We start from the raw sequence: 16,110 nt of genomic DNA, 5'->3' as shown, positions 1-16,110 counted from the left end.
ATGAAGTATAAACTACTCTTAACCGCTATTTTAACAACTACTTTCATGGCAGCGCAGGCGCAGCAAAAAGCAAAACCGGAAGACACGGAAGTATGGGAGCCGGTCCCCAAGGTGGTGCAGCCCGGGCAGGTGCACCTGCAGGCTCCCTCAGACGCCTTCATGCTGTTTGATGGGAAAAATCTGGACCAATGGGTGTCGACAAAAGACAGGGCTCAACCTGCCGGGTGGACCGTCGCCAATGGGGTGATGACCGTGAACAAACCGGCCGGCAACATTGAGACAAAAAAGGCCTTTACCGATTACCAGTTGCACATCGAGTGGCGCATTCCGGAGAACATTAACCTGGAAGGGCAGTCGCGGGGAAACAGCGGTATTTTCCTGGCCTCCACCGGGAAAGGGGATGATGGCTACGAACTACAGGTGCTGGATTCCTACCAGAACAAAACCTATGTGAACGGCATGGCTGGCAGTATCTACAAACAGTTTGTGCCCTTGGCCAACCCGGCTAAGAAACCCGGCGAATGGCAGAGCTACGATATCTTCTGGAAAGCACCGGTGTTCGAGGTGGATGGCACCCTGAAGTCCCCGGCACGCGTGACGGTGCTGTTCAACGGTGTGCTGGTGCAGAACAACGTGGAGCTGCTCGGGCCAACACAGTATATCGGCAAGCCCAGCTACAACAAGGCGCATGGTGCCAGTCCCATCAAATTACAATCACACGGAGACAAAAGCGAGCCTATCAGCTTCCGTAATATCTGGATAAGAGAGTTGAAATAGACTACTACCGGGCAAAAACCAGCCGTTTATACTCGGTTGAGCTACCTTCTCAAAACGAGCAAGTATAAAATGGCTCAGGTATTTAGATGATAGGTTGTGAGTTATTAAGTGAGGTTAATTGATGGTCCTGGCTTTAGGTAATGGAGTCAGGACCACCTGCTTTCAAAGCATCAGGAAGTATAAAAGTTTCGGTGCTATCTAGGAATGTTGGCAAGCAGAGGAGAACTTCCCTATACTTCTTAATTAGGCACTAGCTAATTTCATGAACGAGAAAATTCAAACATATTACCTTCTGCATTTCATCTATTTGCCGATTATCCTGATCGTATCCTTGATAAACGAAAAGGGGGATATAGGTACAATAGGATTGGTGATGTTTTTATATACAATTCTTCTAGCGCTGAATTATATATTCAATATGGCTATCACCATAGTCACTTTAAAATTTATTAAGAATAGGAATTACAATATTGTTGGTTATTTGATGCCTGCTGTTGTTGCACTAGCATTGTTTAACCCGCTACAAGGATTGATTGAATTTCTCGACTTCGGAGGAGCTAATTTATATTGGGTGCTTATCGGTAACTCTGCAATTATGAATTTGATTATTTACTTGATAATTAATAGAAATAGAAAAAAAGCCAGTGCCTGACAAAGTTCAGCCTACATGCTTCGCCTCGCCCATAGGCTGCACCAGTTCAGTATAACATGCATTTTCGTGCTATCCTGTAGCTTACTATCTTACTATAAGGTAAACACTACCATTTCTTTCCCATAAACCCTAAGACCTACTGATGAAGAAATTAAGCATTTGGCTGGCAGCGGCATGTACCGGCGCTTTCCTTTCCTGTTCAACCAGCAGCAACACTTCAGTAAAAGAAGTTGCTCCTCCACAGCCACTGCTTCCTGTCCCGACGGAAGCGCAGCTGGCCTGGCACGAGATGGAAATGAATGCCTTCATCCATTTTACCACCAATACCTTTACAGACCTGGAGTGGGGCTACGGGGACGAAAGTCCGGCAATTTTCAATCCTTCCCAACTGGATGCGGAGCAATGGGTGCGCACACTGAAAGAGGCAGGATTCAAAGGTGTGATTCTAACCTGCAAGCACCACGACGGTTTTGCCCTGTGGCCGAGCAAGTATACGGAGCACTCGGTGAAGAACAGTCCCTATAAAAACGGGCAGGGAGATGTGGTGAAAGAGGTGGCCGAGGCCTGCCGAAAGTATGGGCTGAAGTTTGGCGTCTACCTTTCACCCTGGGACCGGAACCGAGCAGATTACGGGCAGCCGTCTTATGTGGAGTACTACCGGAACCAGCTTCAGGAAATATTTACCAACTACGGCCCCGTGTTCGAGATGTGGTTTGACGGAGCGAATGGCGGCGACGGGTACTACGGCGGCGCTCGCGAAAAGCGCAACATCGACCGCAGAACCTACTACGATTGGCCTAACACGTTACAAATGGTAGAAGGGCTGCAGCCGGAGCCTAAAGTGCTATTCTTCAGCGACGCGGGGCCGGACATCCGGTGGGTGGGCAATGAAAAGGGTTTTGTGAGCGAAACGAACTGGAACACCATCAGCAACGACACGCTTTATGCAGGTCAGGCAGGGATAGAAAAGCTCCTGGGCACAGGCGCTGAAGACGGAGACAAATGGATTCCGGCGGAGGTGGACGTCTCCATACGGCCGGGCTGGTTCTACCATGCCAAGGAGGACTCGCTTGTAAAAACCCCCGAAAAGCTATTTGATATCTACCTGACTTCCGTCGGTCGCGGCTCTACCTTGCTGCTGAACGTGCCACCCGACAAGCGCGGGCTTATTCATGAGAAGGATGTGAACGCTCTACGAGAGTGGAGGCAAATGCTTGACCGGGAGTTTAAAACCAACTTGGCGGCGAAGGCAAAGGTGAAAGCCGACTCTTATCGCGGAAATGCAGAGGCCTATGCTGCTTCTAATGTGACAGACGGGAACAAAGAAACCTACTGGGCGACAGACGATGAGGTGCGTTCAGGTGTGTTGGAAGTGGATTTAGGCAGAGTGCAGCCCGTGAAGTATGTGCTGCTGCAAGAGCACATCAGGCTGGGGCAGCGCGTGAAATCCTTCTCCGTGGACGTATGGCAGGATAATGCCTGGAGGCCGGTGGCCGATGCCACCACCATCGGGTATAAGCGCATCCTTAAGCTCGACAACCCAATCAACACAGATAAAGTCCGCATCCGCATTACCGATGCCAAGGCAAGTCCGGTAATAGCTAATGTGGAAGTATACTAGGGCACTCATCCACAAAGTATAAATCAAGCACCTATACTTGAGCTACCGGGCATGATTAGAAACCTCGTACTTGGCCTGAGCCTGTTTTGTGCGACAACAGCCTTGGCGCAAGAGGCAAAGCCGCTTTACAAAAACAGCAAAGCCCCTACCGAAGAAAGGGTGAAGGATTTGCTCGGGCGTATGACACTGGAAGAGAAAGTGGGGCAGCTGTCCACATTGCTTGGCTGGGAGATGTACCAGAAGCAGGGGAAGAAAGTAACGTACAGCCCGGAGTATAAAAAAGCGGTGGACGAGCGGCATATCGGTATGCTGTGGGCCACGCTGCGGGCCGACCCCTGGACAAAGAAGACACTTACCACCGGCCTGAACCCGACATTGGCTGCCCAGGCCACCAACGCGCTGCAAAAGTATGCCGTGGAGCAGACCCGGCTAGGCATACCGCTGTTGCTGGCCGAGGAGTGCCCGCACGGGCATATGGCTATCGGCACCACCGTCTTCCCGACCTCCATCGGGCAAAGCAGCACCTGGAACCCTGCCCTGATTCAGCGCATGGCAGCGGCCATTGCCGCAGAGGCGCGCGCTCAGGGCGCGCATATCGGCTACGGGCCGGTGCTGGACCTGGCACGGGAGCCGCGCTGGTCGAGGGTAGAGGAGACCTATGGCGAGGACCCGGTACTTACCAGCCAGATGGGGATGGCTATGGTAAAAGGATTTCAGGGGGACAACCTCAGGAGCGGTGCCAATGTGATTTCCACACTAAAGCATTTCACAGCCTATGGCGTGCCGGAAGGCGGACACAACGGAGGCGGCATCAGCACAGGCAACCGCGAGCTGCACCAGAGCTACCTGCCTCCATTCCTCGCTGCTGTGAAGGCCGGTGCATTGTCTGTGATGACGGCTTATAACTCCATTGATGGCGTTCCTTGCTCCTCCAACGAATACCTGCTTTCTGACCTTTTGCGGGATGAATGGGGCTTTGATGGTTTCACTGTATCGGATTTGGGAAGTATCTCGGGCCTGGTGGGAAGCCACCGGGTGGCGGCAACACCCGTCGAGGCCGCAGCACTGGCCATTAACGCTGGCTTGGATGCTGACTTGAGCGGTTACGGATACGACAAACACCTACTCGAAGCCATCAAAAGCAGACAAGTATCGATGGCTATACTTGACCGGGCTGTAAGCAGGGTGCTGCGCCTAAAGTTTGAGATGGGCCTGTTCGAGAACCCATATGTCGATCCAAAGAAAGCAGCCAGGGTGGTGCGGAACGAGGCACACGTGCAGCTGGCCCGCCAGGTAGCGCAGGAGTCCATCGTGTTGCTGAAGAATGAAAAGCAGCTGCTCCCGTTAAGTAAAAACCTGAAAAGCATTGCCGTCATCGGCCCCAATGCCGACAATCGCTACAACCAGTTGGGTGACTACACCGCCCCTCAACCAGAGAGCAATATCACCACCGTGCTGGAAGGCATTAAGGCCAAAGTATCGGACCAGACAAAAGTTACCTATGTCAAAGGGAGCGCCATCCGCGACACGACTTCTGCCAACATTGCCGAGGCGGTGGAGGCTGCTCGTAAGGCGGAGGTGGCCGTGGTGGTATTGGGAGGCTCCAGCGCACGCGATTTCAAAACCGAATACCAAACTACCGGCGCGGCCACGGTTTCAGCTCCGGAAAAAGTGCAGGAGTTAAGCGATATGGAAAGTGGCGAAGGCTTTGACCGTGCCACGCTCGACCTGCTCGGCAAACAATTGGAGTTGCTGCAGGAAGTGGTGAAAACCGGCACACCGGTAGTCGTGGTGCTCATTAAAGGCCGTCCGCTCAACCTCAACTGGATGGCCGCGCATGTGCCCGCCATACTGGACGCGTGGTATCCGGGGCAGGAGGGAGGCCATGCGGTCGCGGATGTATTGTTCGGAGACTATAACCCGGCTGGGCGCCTGCCCATTTCCGTGCCGAAGCATGTGGGGCAGCTGCCTGTTTACTACAATGCCAAAAGGCCCGCCAAGCATGATTACGTGGAAATGGATGCCCAGCCCCTGTATAGCTTCGGCTATGGACTGAGTTATACCACGTTTGAGTACAGCGACCTGGAAGTAAATCCGATAGAGAACCGGGGCGATGTGGAGGTGAAAGTGCTCTTCCAAGTGAAAAATACAGGCTCACGCGACGGGGATGAAGTGGTGCAGTTATACTTGCGCGACAGGGTTAGCTCGATAGTTACACCGGACAGGCAATTAAAGAAGTTTCAGCGCGTTCACCTGAAAGCCGGCGAGCAGAAAGCTGTGGAGCTGGTGCTGCATGCCGAGGACCTGATGCTGCTAAACACAAAAATGCAGTGGGTCGTGGAGCCAGGCGATTTTGATATACTGGTAGGCGCTTCCTCCGATGACATCAGGTTAGAGAGTTCCTTTAAAATCAGGCAGACTATTCAACCGCATTCTCTGGAGAAGTAGCGCAATGGCTCGCTTTAAGGAAATTATCAAGCTGTAGAATAAGTGGCCGGTAGCCTGAGTATGAAATTCAATAAATCTAGAACTCCAGGAAGAGCAGCATAGCACACAGTTCAGGGTTTAGCTTGAGGCGCAGCAGCTGCAGGGCCCTCTTTTTCTGTGTCTTTACTGTGTTGATGGAGATTCCCAGCTCTTCGGCCACCTCCTGATTTTTCTTCCCATCCAAATAGCACATTCTGGAAATCTGCTGACATCCTTCCGGAAGCTCGCTTAGGGCGCTGTGTAGCTGGGCTAATACTTCGGCATGAATGATAGCACTATCCAGGCTTTCTGTCACTGCTGCCATTTCGCCGAGGCTGGCGGCATAATCAGCCTTTACCTTCTGGTGTCGCGCTACGTTTAAGCTGGCATTTTTCACCGTACTATACAGGTAGTTCTTGATGGCCAACGGGTGTGGCAGAATATCGTGCCGCTGGTTCCAGTATTTAATGAAGGCCTCCTGAGCGATGTCTTCGGCAGCCTCCTGGGAGCCAACCACCTGGGCGGAAAAGTACACCAGGCGAGTATAATACCTGTCGAAAAGCTGCTTTAGGTCTGAATTATCACTGGGTACAGCCTGATCCTCGTTCGCGCTCATTTGGGAGTACTTTTAATTGATGGCAACTTTTATCCGGAGGGGTAACCAAAGTATACTTATGGAAAATGAAGCAGCGTCACCCGTACTGCAGCAAAGTTGTTTCGTTGAACAAGCATTTGCTAAACTTACAAAGAAAGGAATCGAAATCAAATATAAGTTTTGAATGAAAGTAAGCGCTCGCTTAGGATGTTCTTTCAACTGCTTCGTTTGGCTAATCAACCCCTGATTTTTAGTAGCCTTATTTATACTTGCGCCGGCGCTGCCTGCTTAACTTCAAGCCAGAAGCAACAGGCACGTACATGTTCCGATACCTTTAACTTGATGCCCCAAAGCTATCCCTAAAATCATTCACACGGCCCAGCTAGCTGGTTAAGTTAATGTTATGTTTAAGTTAAGGCGCTGAGCTGCGCCTTTTCGTGAGCCTATCCTACTTGTTCACAAGCGAAGTATAGCCCACTTTTCTCCTACTACATAAATTAGGGAAAAAATTTCTTGTACTCCTTTCACCCCTTTTGCTTCCATAGGTGTCTTTACCGCAACACAGTCCTTATGGAGAACAAGCAAGAACAATTTGAAAGAGCCGACCTTATCCTGAAATACCTGAAAGGAGAGCTTAACCCGCAGGAAGAGCAGGAAATGGAGTTATGGGTAGAGGAGAGCGAAAAGAACCGGCTCTTTTTCGACAGAATCCGGAATGAGCAGGCTTTGGAAGAAGAACTTGCTTTCTTTTCTAGGATAGACACAGACAAAGCCTGGCAGCGCATCGCTGCACAGACAGTAGACCAGCAGAAAACCAGAAGCCTTTGGAGCGTCAACACGGTATGGAAGTATGCCGCAGCCATCACGCTTATACTTGGCACTGTCTTTCTCATCTACCAGACACAACAAGGGAAACATACTGCCCCCGCTACCATAGCAGAAGTTACACCAAAGCTGCAACCGGAGGACATACTTCCGGGCGGGGATAAGGCAAAGCTGACGTTCAGTGATGGCTCTGTGTTCCTGCTGGAGGATATGGAAAACGGCACCGTGCGCCAGGAGCAAGGGGTAAAGGTTTCCAAACTGGATGGCGTCGTCACCTTCGAGATTGCCGATAGCAAAAGCGACCAGGTATTCTATAACACCATTTCTACGCCGGTGGGCGGGCAATACCAGGTGGTGCTGCCCGATGGCAGTAAAGTATGGCTCAACTCTGCCTCTTCCCTGTACTTTCCGTCTGCCTTTGTCGGAAACGAACGAACCGTGGAGCTAACAGGCGAGGCGTACTTCGAGGTGGCCAGAAATCAGAAACAGGTTTTTCAGGTAAAGGTGGACGAGGCAACCATAGAGGTGCTGGGGACCCACTTTAACGTGATGGCCTATGCCAACGAGGGACGGACCACCGCCACCCTGGTAGAGGGTTCTGTGCGGGTTAAAAAAGGCAATGTCAGCAAAATGATGACGCCAGGTCAGCAAGCCACCATCGGGGAGGATATTAAGCTGAAAAAGGTGGACGTGGATGAGGCTATAGCCTGGAAGAACGGGCTTTTCTACTTCAGCAGTGCGGACATCGCCACCGTGATGCGGCAGATGGAGAGGTGGTATGGCATTGAGGTGGCCTATTCCGGCAATATGTCCGCTAAGCACTTTTCCGGAATCATCTCACGGAATACGGAAATCAGCAAAATGTTGGAGATGTTGGAACTGACGGGGTCCATCCAGTTCAGGCGAGAGGGAAGGAAGGTTGTTGTCTCAACGATCTGATGGCACAGCCGGGGTACTGAAGGTATAAGGTACTCCCGGCAGAAAGTATGGATTTAGCGCAAGTACAATCAACAAATAACTGTCTTACCAATTACCCAAACACCCTTCTTTTATGAAACAAAATCTACTACTCAGGAGCGGCAGAGGCATCTGGAAGTGGCTGCCCAGGATTGTTCCTGCCAAGAGGATAACGCTTATGGCTTCGCTGGTGACGTGCATGCACCTGCACGCCCACGGCTTCTCGCAGGGAATCTCCATCACAGAGAAGAATGCATCCCTGGAACAGGTATTCCGAACCATCAGCAAGCAAAGCGGGTATCTTTTCCTCTATAACGACGAGCTGCTGCAACTGGCAAAGCCGGTGTCGCTTGACTTAAAGGATGTAGATCTGGAGCAGGCCCTGGCGGAGATTTTCCATAATCAGCCATTGGCCTACAGCCTGGTGGAAAACACCATCGTGGTGAAGCCTGCTGAGCCGGTGAAGAAGCAGCAACAAGCGGACATTATCATTACAGGAAAGGTTACCGACAAAAATGGCGTTGGCCTGCCCGGCGTAACCGTTGTGCTGAAGGGCACCAACAAAGGGGCGCCAACCGACGGGGAAGGAAACTTCTCCATCGCTGTGCCGGACGGCAAGGGCACCCTGGTTTTCTCCTACATCGGTTTTCAGCCCCAGGAAGTGGAGATCAGCAACCGGGCTGCGATTAGCGTCATCCTCTTAGAGGATACCAAAGCCCTGGAAGAGGTTGTGATCGTGGGTTACGGTACCCAGAAAAAAGCCAACCTGACCGGCGCCGTGGACCAGGTGAGCGGTTCGGACATCGCCCTGCGCCCGGCCAATGACATCACCAGCTCCCTGCAGGGCCTCTTGCCCGGTTTGAACATACAAGTGAATTCGGGAGACCCAACAGCCACGCCCGACATCAACATCAGGGGCTTTAACTCCATCAACGGCGGCGGGCCGTTGGTGCTCATCGATGGCATTGAGGGAGACATCACCCGCGTGAACCCACAGGATGTGGAAAGCGTGACGGTGCTCAAGGACGCGGCCTCTGCGGCAATCTACGGCGCCCGGGGTGCTTTCGGGGTTATCCTGATTACAACCAAGACAGGCGAGGCTGGCGATATGGTGGTGAACTACTCCAATAACTTTGGCTGGACCACCCCTACCACCCGCACGGACTTTATCTCTGACCCTTATCTATATGGCAAGACAGTGGATGCCGCCCTGTTCGGCTATAACGGAACCACCTATACCGGCTACAACGACCTGGACTGGGAAACGATTCGCATGGTGTCCAGAGGCGAGATCGCGCCTTTCCACGAGCTGCAGCCCAACGGGACCTATAAGTTCTTCTACAACACCAACTGGTATGATTACCACTTCAAGAAGTACCAGTACTCCAACATGCACAATATCTCCGTATCCGGAGGGACCGATAAGATAAAGGGCTACCTCTCAGGTAGGGTTTTTGAGCGGGAAGACATCAACAACATTGCCAACGGTGGCATGGACAGGTATAACCTGAAGGCCAACGTCAGCTTTAAGCCTACCAAGTGGCTGGAGCTATCCAACAACGTTCTCTTCAACCACGAGAAGGATGAGGAGTATGGCGGCTTCCGCAATGGCTACGGTGGCATCTGGAGCACCACCACCTGGTACCAACTCTATCCTTTCGCGCCAAACATGATTGACGGCATCCCGACAGACGTTTTCGGGCAGGGCGGTCCTGCGGCTATGGAGGATGGCAACAACTGGCAGCGCCTTAACATCGAGGAGTTTACAAACACTTTCCGCGCACGGGCCACGCCCCTCAAAGGCCTGGACATTAACTTTAACTACAGCAATCGCATTACCAACCAGGCCAATACCAACCGCCTAAATGAGTATCAGATGCTCACCAGCCAACGGCTGCAGCTGCAAACTGTGGGGGTAAACCGCCTAAACGAGTACCGCTGGCGAGACTACTATAAAGCGTTAAACGCATACAGTACTTATTCTCATACTTTAAGCGATGTGCATAACTTTAAGTTGATGGCCGGTTTTAACCAAGAGGAGTTTGAACGCGACAGAATAATGGGGCAGCAGGGCGGCCTGCTGATACGCGACCTGGCCAATCTGGCCCTGGGTACTGAACTGATGGCGGCCGATGGGTCTGCCGAACTGTGGTCGGTGCAGGGGTACTTCGGACGCTTTAACTATGATTACGACGGAAAGTACCTGCTGGAGGTAAACGCCCGCTACGATGGCTCTTCCCGCTTCCCGAGTGAGAGCAGATGGGGTTTGTTCCCCTCTGTGTCGGCGGGCTGGCAGGTGAACCAGGAGAACTTCTGGCAGCCGCTGGAAAATGCCATCAGCTTCTTCAAACTGAGAGCTTCTTACGGCTCATTGGGTAACCAGAACATCAGCACCAACACGTTCCAGCAAACCATGAGCATCGGCAACTCTGACTGGCTGGACGCCGGAAAGAGAATTGTCTATGCCAGCGCTCCCGGCCCGCTTCCAAAAGTGGTGAGCTGGGAAACCACCAGCACCATCAACTTCGGGGCTGACCTGGGCTTCTTCCGGAATAAGTTAATGGCCTCCATTGATTTGTATGAGAAGAAAACGGAGGACATGTACCTGCCGGGCACGCCGCTGCCGGGGGTGTTCGGTTCTGCGGAGCCAAGAGAGAACCTGGCCTCCCTGCGCAACAGGGGCTTTGACTTCAGCCTGAGCTACAATAACAGCTTTGACGTGGGCGGCTCACCTCTCTCGGTTCGCGCCACAGCCAGCGTGTCCAACTTCAAAGGCGTGATCACTAAGTTTGATAACCCGAACGGGCTGATGAGCACGTACTGGGAAGGGCAGGAGTTGGGCCAGATCTGGGGCTACCATGTAGCCGGGCAGTTCCAGACGGACGAGGAAGCTCAGGCTTACCAGAACTCTTTCGTGAACCCTGGTAACAGCCTTGGCAACGTGTACAACTACATCCTGAACGTGGTGCAGAACAACGATTGGAACAGGCTCCGTGCCGGCGACATCAAGTATGTGGACGTGGACGGTGACGGGCGAATCGACCGGGGTAACTATACGCTGGAAGATCACGGGGACTTGCAGCCAATTGGTAACGCCATGCCAAAATTCCCATTTGGCTTTAATGTAAGCGCCAACTGGAAAGGCTTTGACCTGTCGGTGGCCGGTGCCGGCGTAGCCAAGCAGAATTGGTACCCAACCGGCGACATCTACTGGGGCACTTACCAGCGGCCATACTTGTCCTTCCTGCGCAAAGACCTGGTAGACAACGCCTGGACACCAGAACGACCTGGCAAATACCCGCAGATCGAGCGTGGCTACGCCTCACTGAACAGCGGTCGCTCGCTCTACGAGATGAACGACTATTACCTGGAGAATGTGGGCTACATGCGCGTGAAGAACCTGACCTTTGGCTACACATTGCCGGAGGCCCTGACCTCCAAAATCAGTGTGCGAAAACTGCGGCTATATTTTAGCGGGGAGAACCTGTTCACGGTGCGCTTCGGCGGCCTGAGCAAGTATATCGATCCGGAGCAGGCAGGTTCAGCCATCAACTATTCTAACCCGGGCAGCGCCGTGGGCAGGGCCGACCTAAGGTCTTATCCAATGGGCAAAACTTATTCGCTGGGCATCAACGTGACCCTATAATTCACCCTGATGATTTCTAATAAAAGATGAAAAGAATATACATTGCTTCCGTTTTCGCTTCCATAGCCCTTCTCTTCACCGGTTGTGAGAAAGAGTTCCTTGACAAGCCACCAAAAGACAAGGTGGATGCGGACTTCTTCTTCAAAACCGCCACGGACCTGGAGGTAGCTACGAACGATTTCTACACCATGCTGCCCACCACCGGGGTGTACAGCGACGACGCCTCCTCGGATAACATTGTGCCCCTGATTGCGGCAGACAGGGTGCGGGGCAACCGCATCGTGCCTACCACCCGTGGCAGCGGGGGCTGGTCGTGGGGCAACCTGCGCAAGATTAACTTCTTCCTGGAGAACTACCACCGTGTTCCCGACGAGGCAGCCAAGCGCCATTATGGCGGCATCGCCCGCTTCTTCCGGGCGCACTTCTATTTCGATAAGGTGAAGCGCTTCGGGGATGTGCCGTGGTATGGCAAGGTGCTGGAGGCCGGAGACTCTGACCTGTACAAGGCCCGCGATTCGCGCAAGCTGGTGATTGATTCGGTGATGGCCGATATCGACTTTGCCATCGCCAACATTCCGGCGGAGGTGAAGCTGAACCGCATTACCAAATATACCGCCCTGCTTCTGAAAGCACGCATCGCGCTGCATGAGGGCACCTACAGGAAATACCACGGGCTGGGAGATTATGAGGAGCTGCTGCAGCAAGCCGCCGCCGCCTCCCAGGAGCTGATTAACTCAGGTGCTTACAGGTTGTTTACCGCCGGAGGAGCCAATGGAGCCTACCGCGAGCTGTTTGCCAGAAACAACCAGGACCCCACCGAGACCATCCTGGCCAGAGACTTTGAGTCGGACCTGGGGCAGCACAACCTGGGTTACCTGATGACGGCTCCCACCATGGGGGCCTGGGGCATCACCAAGGACGTGATAAACAGCTATCTGATGAAGGACGGCAGCCGGTTCACGGACCAGCCCGGGTATGAAACCATGGAGTTTTACGAGGAGATGCAGAACCGCGACCCCCGTCTGACGCAGACCACCGCCGGGCCGAACTTTACAGTATACGGTGAGAGCACCCCTGAGCCGGTAAACCTGAATGGTACCACCACAGGTTACAGGGTCATCAAGGCCTTGCCTGCCAAAGACCAGTGGACCGCCTCTTACTACGATATCATCATCTTCCGCTATGCCGAGGCCTTGTTGGTTTATGCGGAAGCCAAAGCCGAGCTGGGCACCCTGACGCAGCAGGACCTGGATATCAGCATCAACAAGCTCAGAGACAGGGTAGGCATGCCGCACCTCAACCTGGCACAGGCCAACGCCTACCCCGACTCCTACCTGGCTGCTATGTATCCGAACGTGGACGCCGGAGCTAACAAGGGCGTGATTCTGGAGATTCGCCGGGAGCGTAGGATTGAGCTCTTCAACGAAGGGCACCGCTGGGATGATTTGATGCGCTGGAAGGAAGGCAAAAAGATTGAGCAGCCGATGGTAGGCATCTACTTCTCCCGCCTGGGCGCGCACGACTTCAACAACGACGGCAAAGCCGATGTGTACCTGCACGATGGCAATGCCTCCGGCGCGCCAAAAGAGGCCTCCACCATCATCAACGTACAGCAGCGGCCTTTAACCAACGGCACCTCTGGCTACCTGAATCCTTTCCAGTTGGGTGGTTACTTCGACGAAAACCGGGATTACTATTACCCGCTGCCGATCGAGGACCTGCGGCTGAATGAGAACCTGGTGCAAAACCCGAACTGGGAGTAAGAATTTCACACCCATGAAAAGAACCGAAATGTTAACAATACTACTTGCCTGTTTTCTCAGCTTCAGCGCCTGCGACTCGGGAAAAGATGAGCCCGCGCCGGAGCAACCCTCGAAAGAAGACCCGGTAGCGCCCCTGAAAATTGGCTATGGCTTGGCCATCGGCAACTTCACAGCCGAAAAACTTACATACGCTAAATCGGTGGGAGTGAGCTATGTGGAAGCTTCGGGGATGGGCCTCTTCCTGGACGGAAACAGAAACTTCAAGCTTTCCGACGAGGAGATCGTCAAGCGGCTGACGGAAGCGAAGAAAGCAGCGGATGCGGCCGGCATTAAAGTATGGTCGGTGCACATGCCTTTCGGCCAGAACATTGACCTCTCTCTTCTCGACGAGGAAGCCAGGCTGGATGTAGTGGCCAAGCACAAGAAGCTCATCGGCTTCCTGAAGATCCTGGAGCCGCAGATTATACTTTTCCACCCGAGCTACTACCTGGGCCTTAACGAGCGCGACAGACGCAAAAGCCAGCTGATCAAGTCGGCTACGGAGCTCGACAAGGCGGTGCAAAGTATAAACGCCACCATGGTGCTGGAGAACATGCTCGGGCCAGAGCTATTGGCCAGCAATGGCCGGGAGCGTCCCCTGATGCGCACCGTGGAGGAGACGGTGGAAATCTTTCAGAGACTGCCCAAGACCATTTACTCGGCCATCGACATGAACCACATCAAAAACCCCGAGAACCTGATCAAGGCCATGGGCAGCCGCCTGAAAACGGTGCACATTGCCGATGGCACCGGGGCGGCCGAGAACCACTTCTTCCCGTGCACCGGAGAGGGCAAGAACAACTGGAACGCCATTCTGGCGGCTCTGGAGGAGGTAAAGTATACCGGACCGTTTATGTACGAGAGCGCCTTTGAGGATGAGAAGGACTTTGCCGCGTGCTACCAGTCGCTTTATACCAATTATATCAACAGCAAATAAGCAAGGTGCCGGCGGGGCAGACCCGTCCCGCTGGCGCCATAGCTAAAAACCAGCATCAACCATGAACAGAATACGACAATTCAGTTATATCACGCGGTTCTTCCTGGCTGCCTTTTTACTTATCGCGGTGGCGGGCTGTAAGAAGGACGAAGAGGATTTTGAGCCCAAGCTGTTTCTGGAGAACGAGGCTTTCTCCGTGGCAAACACCAGCAGCAAACACACCATCGTTTTCCTGACCAACCAAGCCTGGCAGGCAGCGGCCGACGTGGATTGGATCAGCCTGGAGCAGACCGCTGGCGAGAAAGGTAAGGTTAGCCTCTCTTTCACGGTGCAGGAAAACGACGACGACGAGCGAACCGGCAAAATTATGGTAACAGCAAACGGCGTAACGCAGCAGGAAATCGTGGTAACGCAGGAAGCCGGCAACCGGGATGACATCTACGTGAAGGTGGGCGGCACCGGAGAAGGTTACTCCTGGGACGAGGCCACCAGCCTGGAGAACGCGCTGGCCATCGCGGTGAGCGGCAACACCATCCACATCGCAGAGGGAGTTTATACTCCGACTGTAACCGTAACCGGTGGTGAGGCAGCAGATGCAGGCGACGTGACTTTCGAAATCAGCAAGTATGTTCGCTTAAAAGGAGGCTATCCGGCTGATGCCACAGAAGGCACAGAGGCAAATCCGCAACAGTACAAAACCATTCTTTCCGGCGGCGGCGTGGCCTATCACGTGGTAACCGTGTCGGCACCGAAAACAGAAGGCCAGAAAGTAGTGCTGGAGGGCCTGAAAATTACAGAAGGTAAGGCTGGTGTGCCTACTACTTCCGCCAGGATTAACGGAATAAACTTCCGGAGAGACTATGGCGGGGGCATCACCATCGGTAACGCCGTGGTAGACATCCTGGACACTGAGATTGTGGATAATAACTCTGATAAGAACGTGGCTGGCCTGTACGCTTTCGGCGGCTCGGTGGTCACCATCCACAGAAGCAAGATTAACAACAACAGCTCAGCTGGCAATGCCGGTGGCGTATGGATCAGCGAGTCTGTGGCCAACATCTACGACACGGAGGTGATAGGTAACTCGGGTGGAACAGCCGCAGGCGTGCACGGTTACCCGGAGGCCACGGTGAACATGTATAACGCTGTTATCGCCGATAACAAGGGCCGCTCTTATGGTGCCGCTTACTATATCCGCCAAAACTCGAAAGGCTTGCTGATAAACTGCCTCATCTACGGCAACACCAGTACCTCTGCCAACGGGGGAGGTGGCGTGATGCTATACCAGGACAACGAGGCAACGATTGTGAACACCACCATCACCGGTAACGCCATCGCCGGACCTGGCGGCGGTATTTACAGAAGAGCGGGCGTGAACAAGGTGAGCATCTACAACTCTATCGTATCGGGCAACACGCAGAAAGGCGACGGGCCGGATGTGGATGTGTATGAAGCTGAAGCGCCAGCGCCGGTAGTACAGTCCTCGGTGCTGGGAAGTATAGCCTACGACGCAAATGGGGAGGCTATCGACGGAACCAGCTTCAGCGCGGGCACTATGTTAACGGAGGCCTATGTGCCGGTAGGGGAGAACAACCCTGCCCTGCAGCATGGCATGAACGCAGACGACCTGACAAGGTTGGGCAGCAGCCTTAACCCAGCCGTGGAAAGCGGCCTGATTACGAAGGATCAGCAGCATAAGAGCCGCTCCGGCTTGCGCACCATGGGCGCGCTAACTGGCGGCAACTAATTACTTAAAAAGTATGGGGAGTTATACTTTATACTCCCCATACTTTTTATACTTGGTGCGCTACGTTTTCTTGACGGAGGGCATG

The 16,110-nt window shown here is 53.4% G+C and carries 10 protein-coding genes; 9 read left to right on the top strand and 1 reads right to left on the bottom strand.

The window, feature by feature from the left end; translation table 11 throughout:
- The 4 genes from C8N40_RS11500 to C8N40_RS11485 all read left to right on the top strand — a co-directional run bounded on the left by C8N40_RS11500 (position 1) and on the right by C8N40_RS11485 (position 5,498).
- Complete coding sequence (locus tag C8N40_RS11500) at positions 1 to 777, top strand: 3-keto-disaccharide hydrolase (RefSeq protein WP_108211911.1); 777 nt, start codon at positions 1 to 3, stop codon at positions 775 to 777.
- Between the two features lie 262 nt (positions 778 to 1,039).
- A complete protein-coding gene (locus C8N40_RS11495; protein ID WP_108211910.1) occupies positions 1,040 to 1,429 on the top strand; it encodes a hypothetical protein in 390 nt (129 codons plus the stop codon).
- A gap of 142 nt (positions 1,430 to 1,571) precedes the next feature.
- Positions 1,572 to 3,050, top strand: coding sequence for an alpha-L-fucosidase (locus C8N40_RS11490; protein ID WP_108211909.1), 1,479 nt, complete (start codon positions 1,572 to 1,574; stop codon positions 3,048 to 3,050).
- 51 nt (positions 3,051 to 3,101) lie between these two features.
- Positions 3,102 to 5,498, top strand: a complete 2,397-nt coding sequence (locus C8N40_RS11485; RefSeq protein ID WP_108211908.1) for a glycoside hydrolase family 3 N-terminal domain-containing protein — start codon at positions 3,102 to 3,104, stop codon at positions 5,496 to 5,498.
- A gap of 76 nt (positions 5,499 to 5,574) precedes the next feature.
- Here C8N40_RS11485 and C8N40_RS11480 read toward each other — a convergent pair whose 3' ends face one another.
- Complete coding sequence (locus C8N40_RS11480; protein ID WP_108211907.1) at positions 5,575 to 6,132, bottom strand: RNA polymerase sigma-70 factor; 558 nt, start codon at positions 6,130 to 6,132, stop codon at positions 5,575 to 5,577.
- Between the two features lie 549 nt (positions 6,133 to 6,681).
- Here C8N40_RS11480 and C8N40_RS11475 point away from each other — a divergent pair.
- The 5 genes from C8N40_RS11475 to C8N40_RS11455 all read left to right on the top strand — a co-directional run bounded on the left by C8N40_RS11475 (position 6,682) and on the right by C8N40_RS11455 (position 16,025).
- Entirely contained in the window at positions 6,682 to 7,875 is a 1,194-nt protein-coding gene (locus tag C8N40_RS11475; RefSeq protein WP_108211906.1) for a FecR domain-containing protein, read from the top strand.
- Positions 7,876 to 7,987: 112 nt separating this feature from the next.
- The gene (locus tag C8N40_RS11470; protein ID WP_211318083.1) at positions 7,988 to 11,539 is read left to right on the top strand and encodes a TonB-dependent receptor; all 3,552 of its coding nucleotides are present in this window, start codon (positions 7,988 to 7,990) and stop codon (positions 11,537 to 11,539) included.
- A 26-nt stretch (positions 11,540 to 11,565) separates the two neighbouring features.
- Positions 11,566 to 13,302, top strand: a complete 1,737-nt coding sequence (locus C8N40_RS11465; RefSeq protein WP_108211905.1) for a RagB/SusD family nutrient uptake outer membrane protein — start codon at positions 11,566 to 11,568, stop codon at positions 13,300 to 13,302.
- Positions 13,303 to 13,330: 28 nt separating this feature from the next.
- Positions 13,331 to 14,278, top strand: a complete 948-nt coding sequence (locus C8N40_RS11460; protein WP_211318082.1) for a sugar phosphate isomerase/epimerase family protein — start codon at positions 13,331 to 13,333, stop codon at positions 14,276 to 14,278.
- A gap of 61 nt (positions 14,279 to 14,339) precedes the next feature.
- Entirely contained in the window at positions 14,340 to 16,025 is a 1,686-nt protein-coding gene (locus C8N40_RS11455) for a BACON domain-containing protein (RefSeq protein ID WP_108211903.1), read from the top strand.
- Positions 16,026 to 16,110 lie beyond the last annotated feature (85 nt).

This window comes from Pontibacter mucosus (assembly GCF_003054055.1).
Classification (GTDB): domain Bacteria; phylum Bacteroidota; class Bacteroidia; order Cytophagales; family Hymenobacteraceae; genus Pontibacter; species Pontibacter mucosus.
The sequence above is the reverse complement of the archived record's forward strand: the minus strand, read 5'-3'. Positions and strand labels throughout refer to the sequence as shown.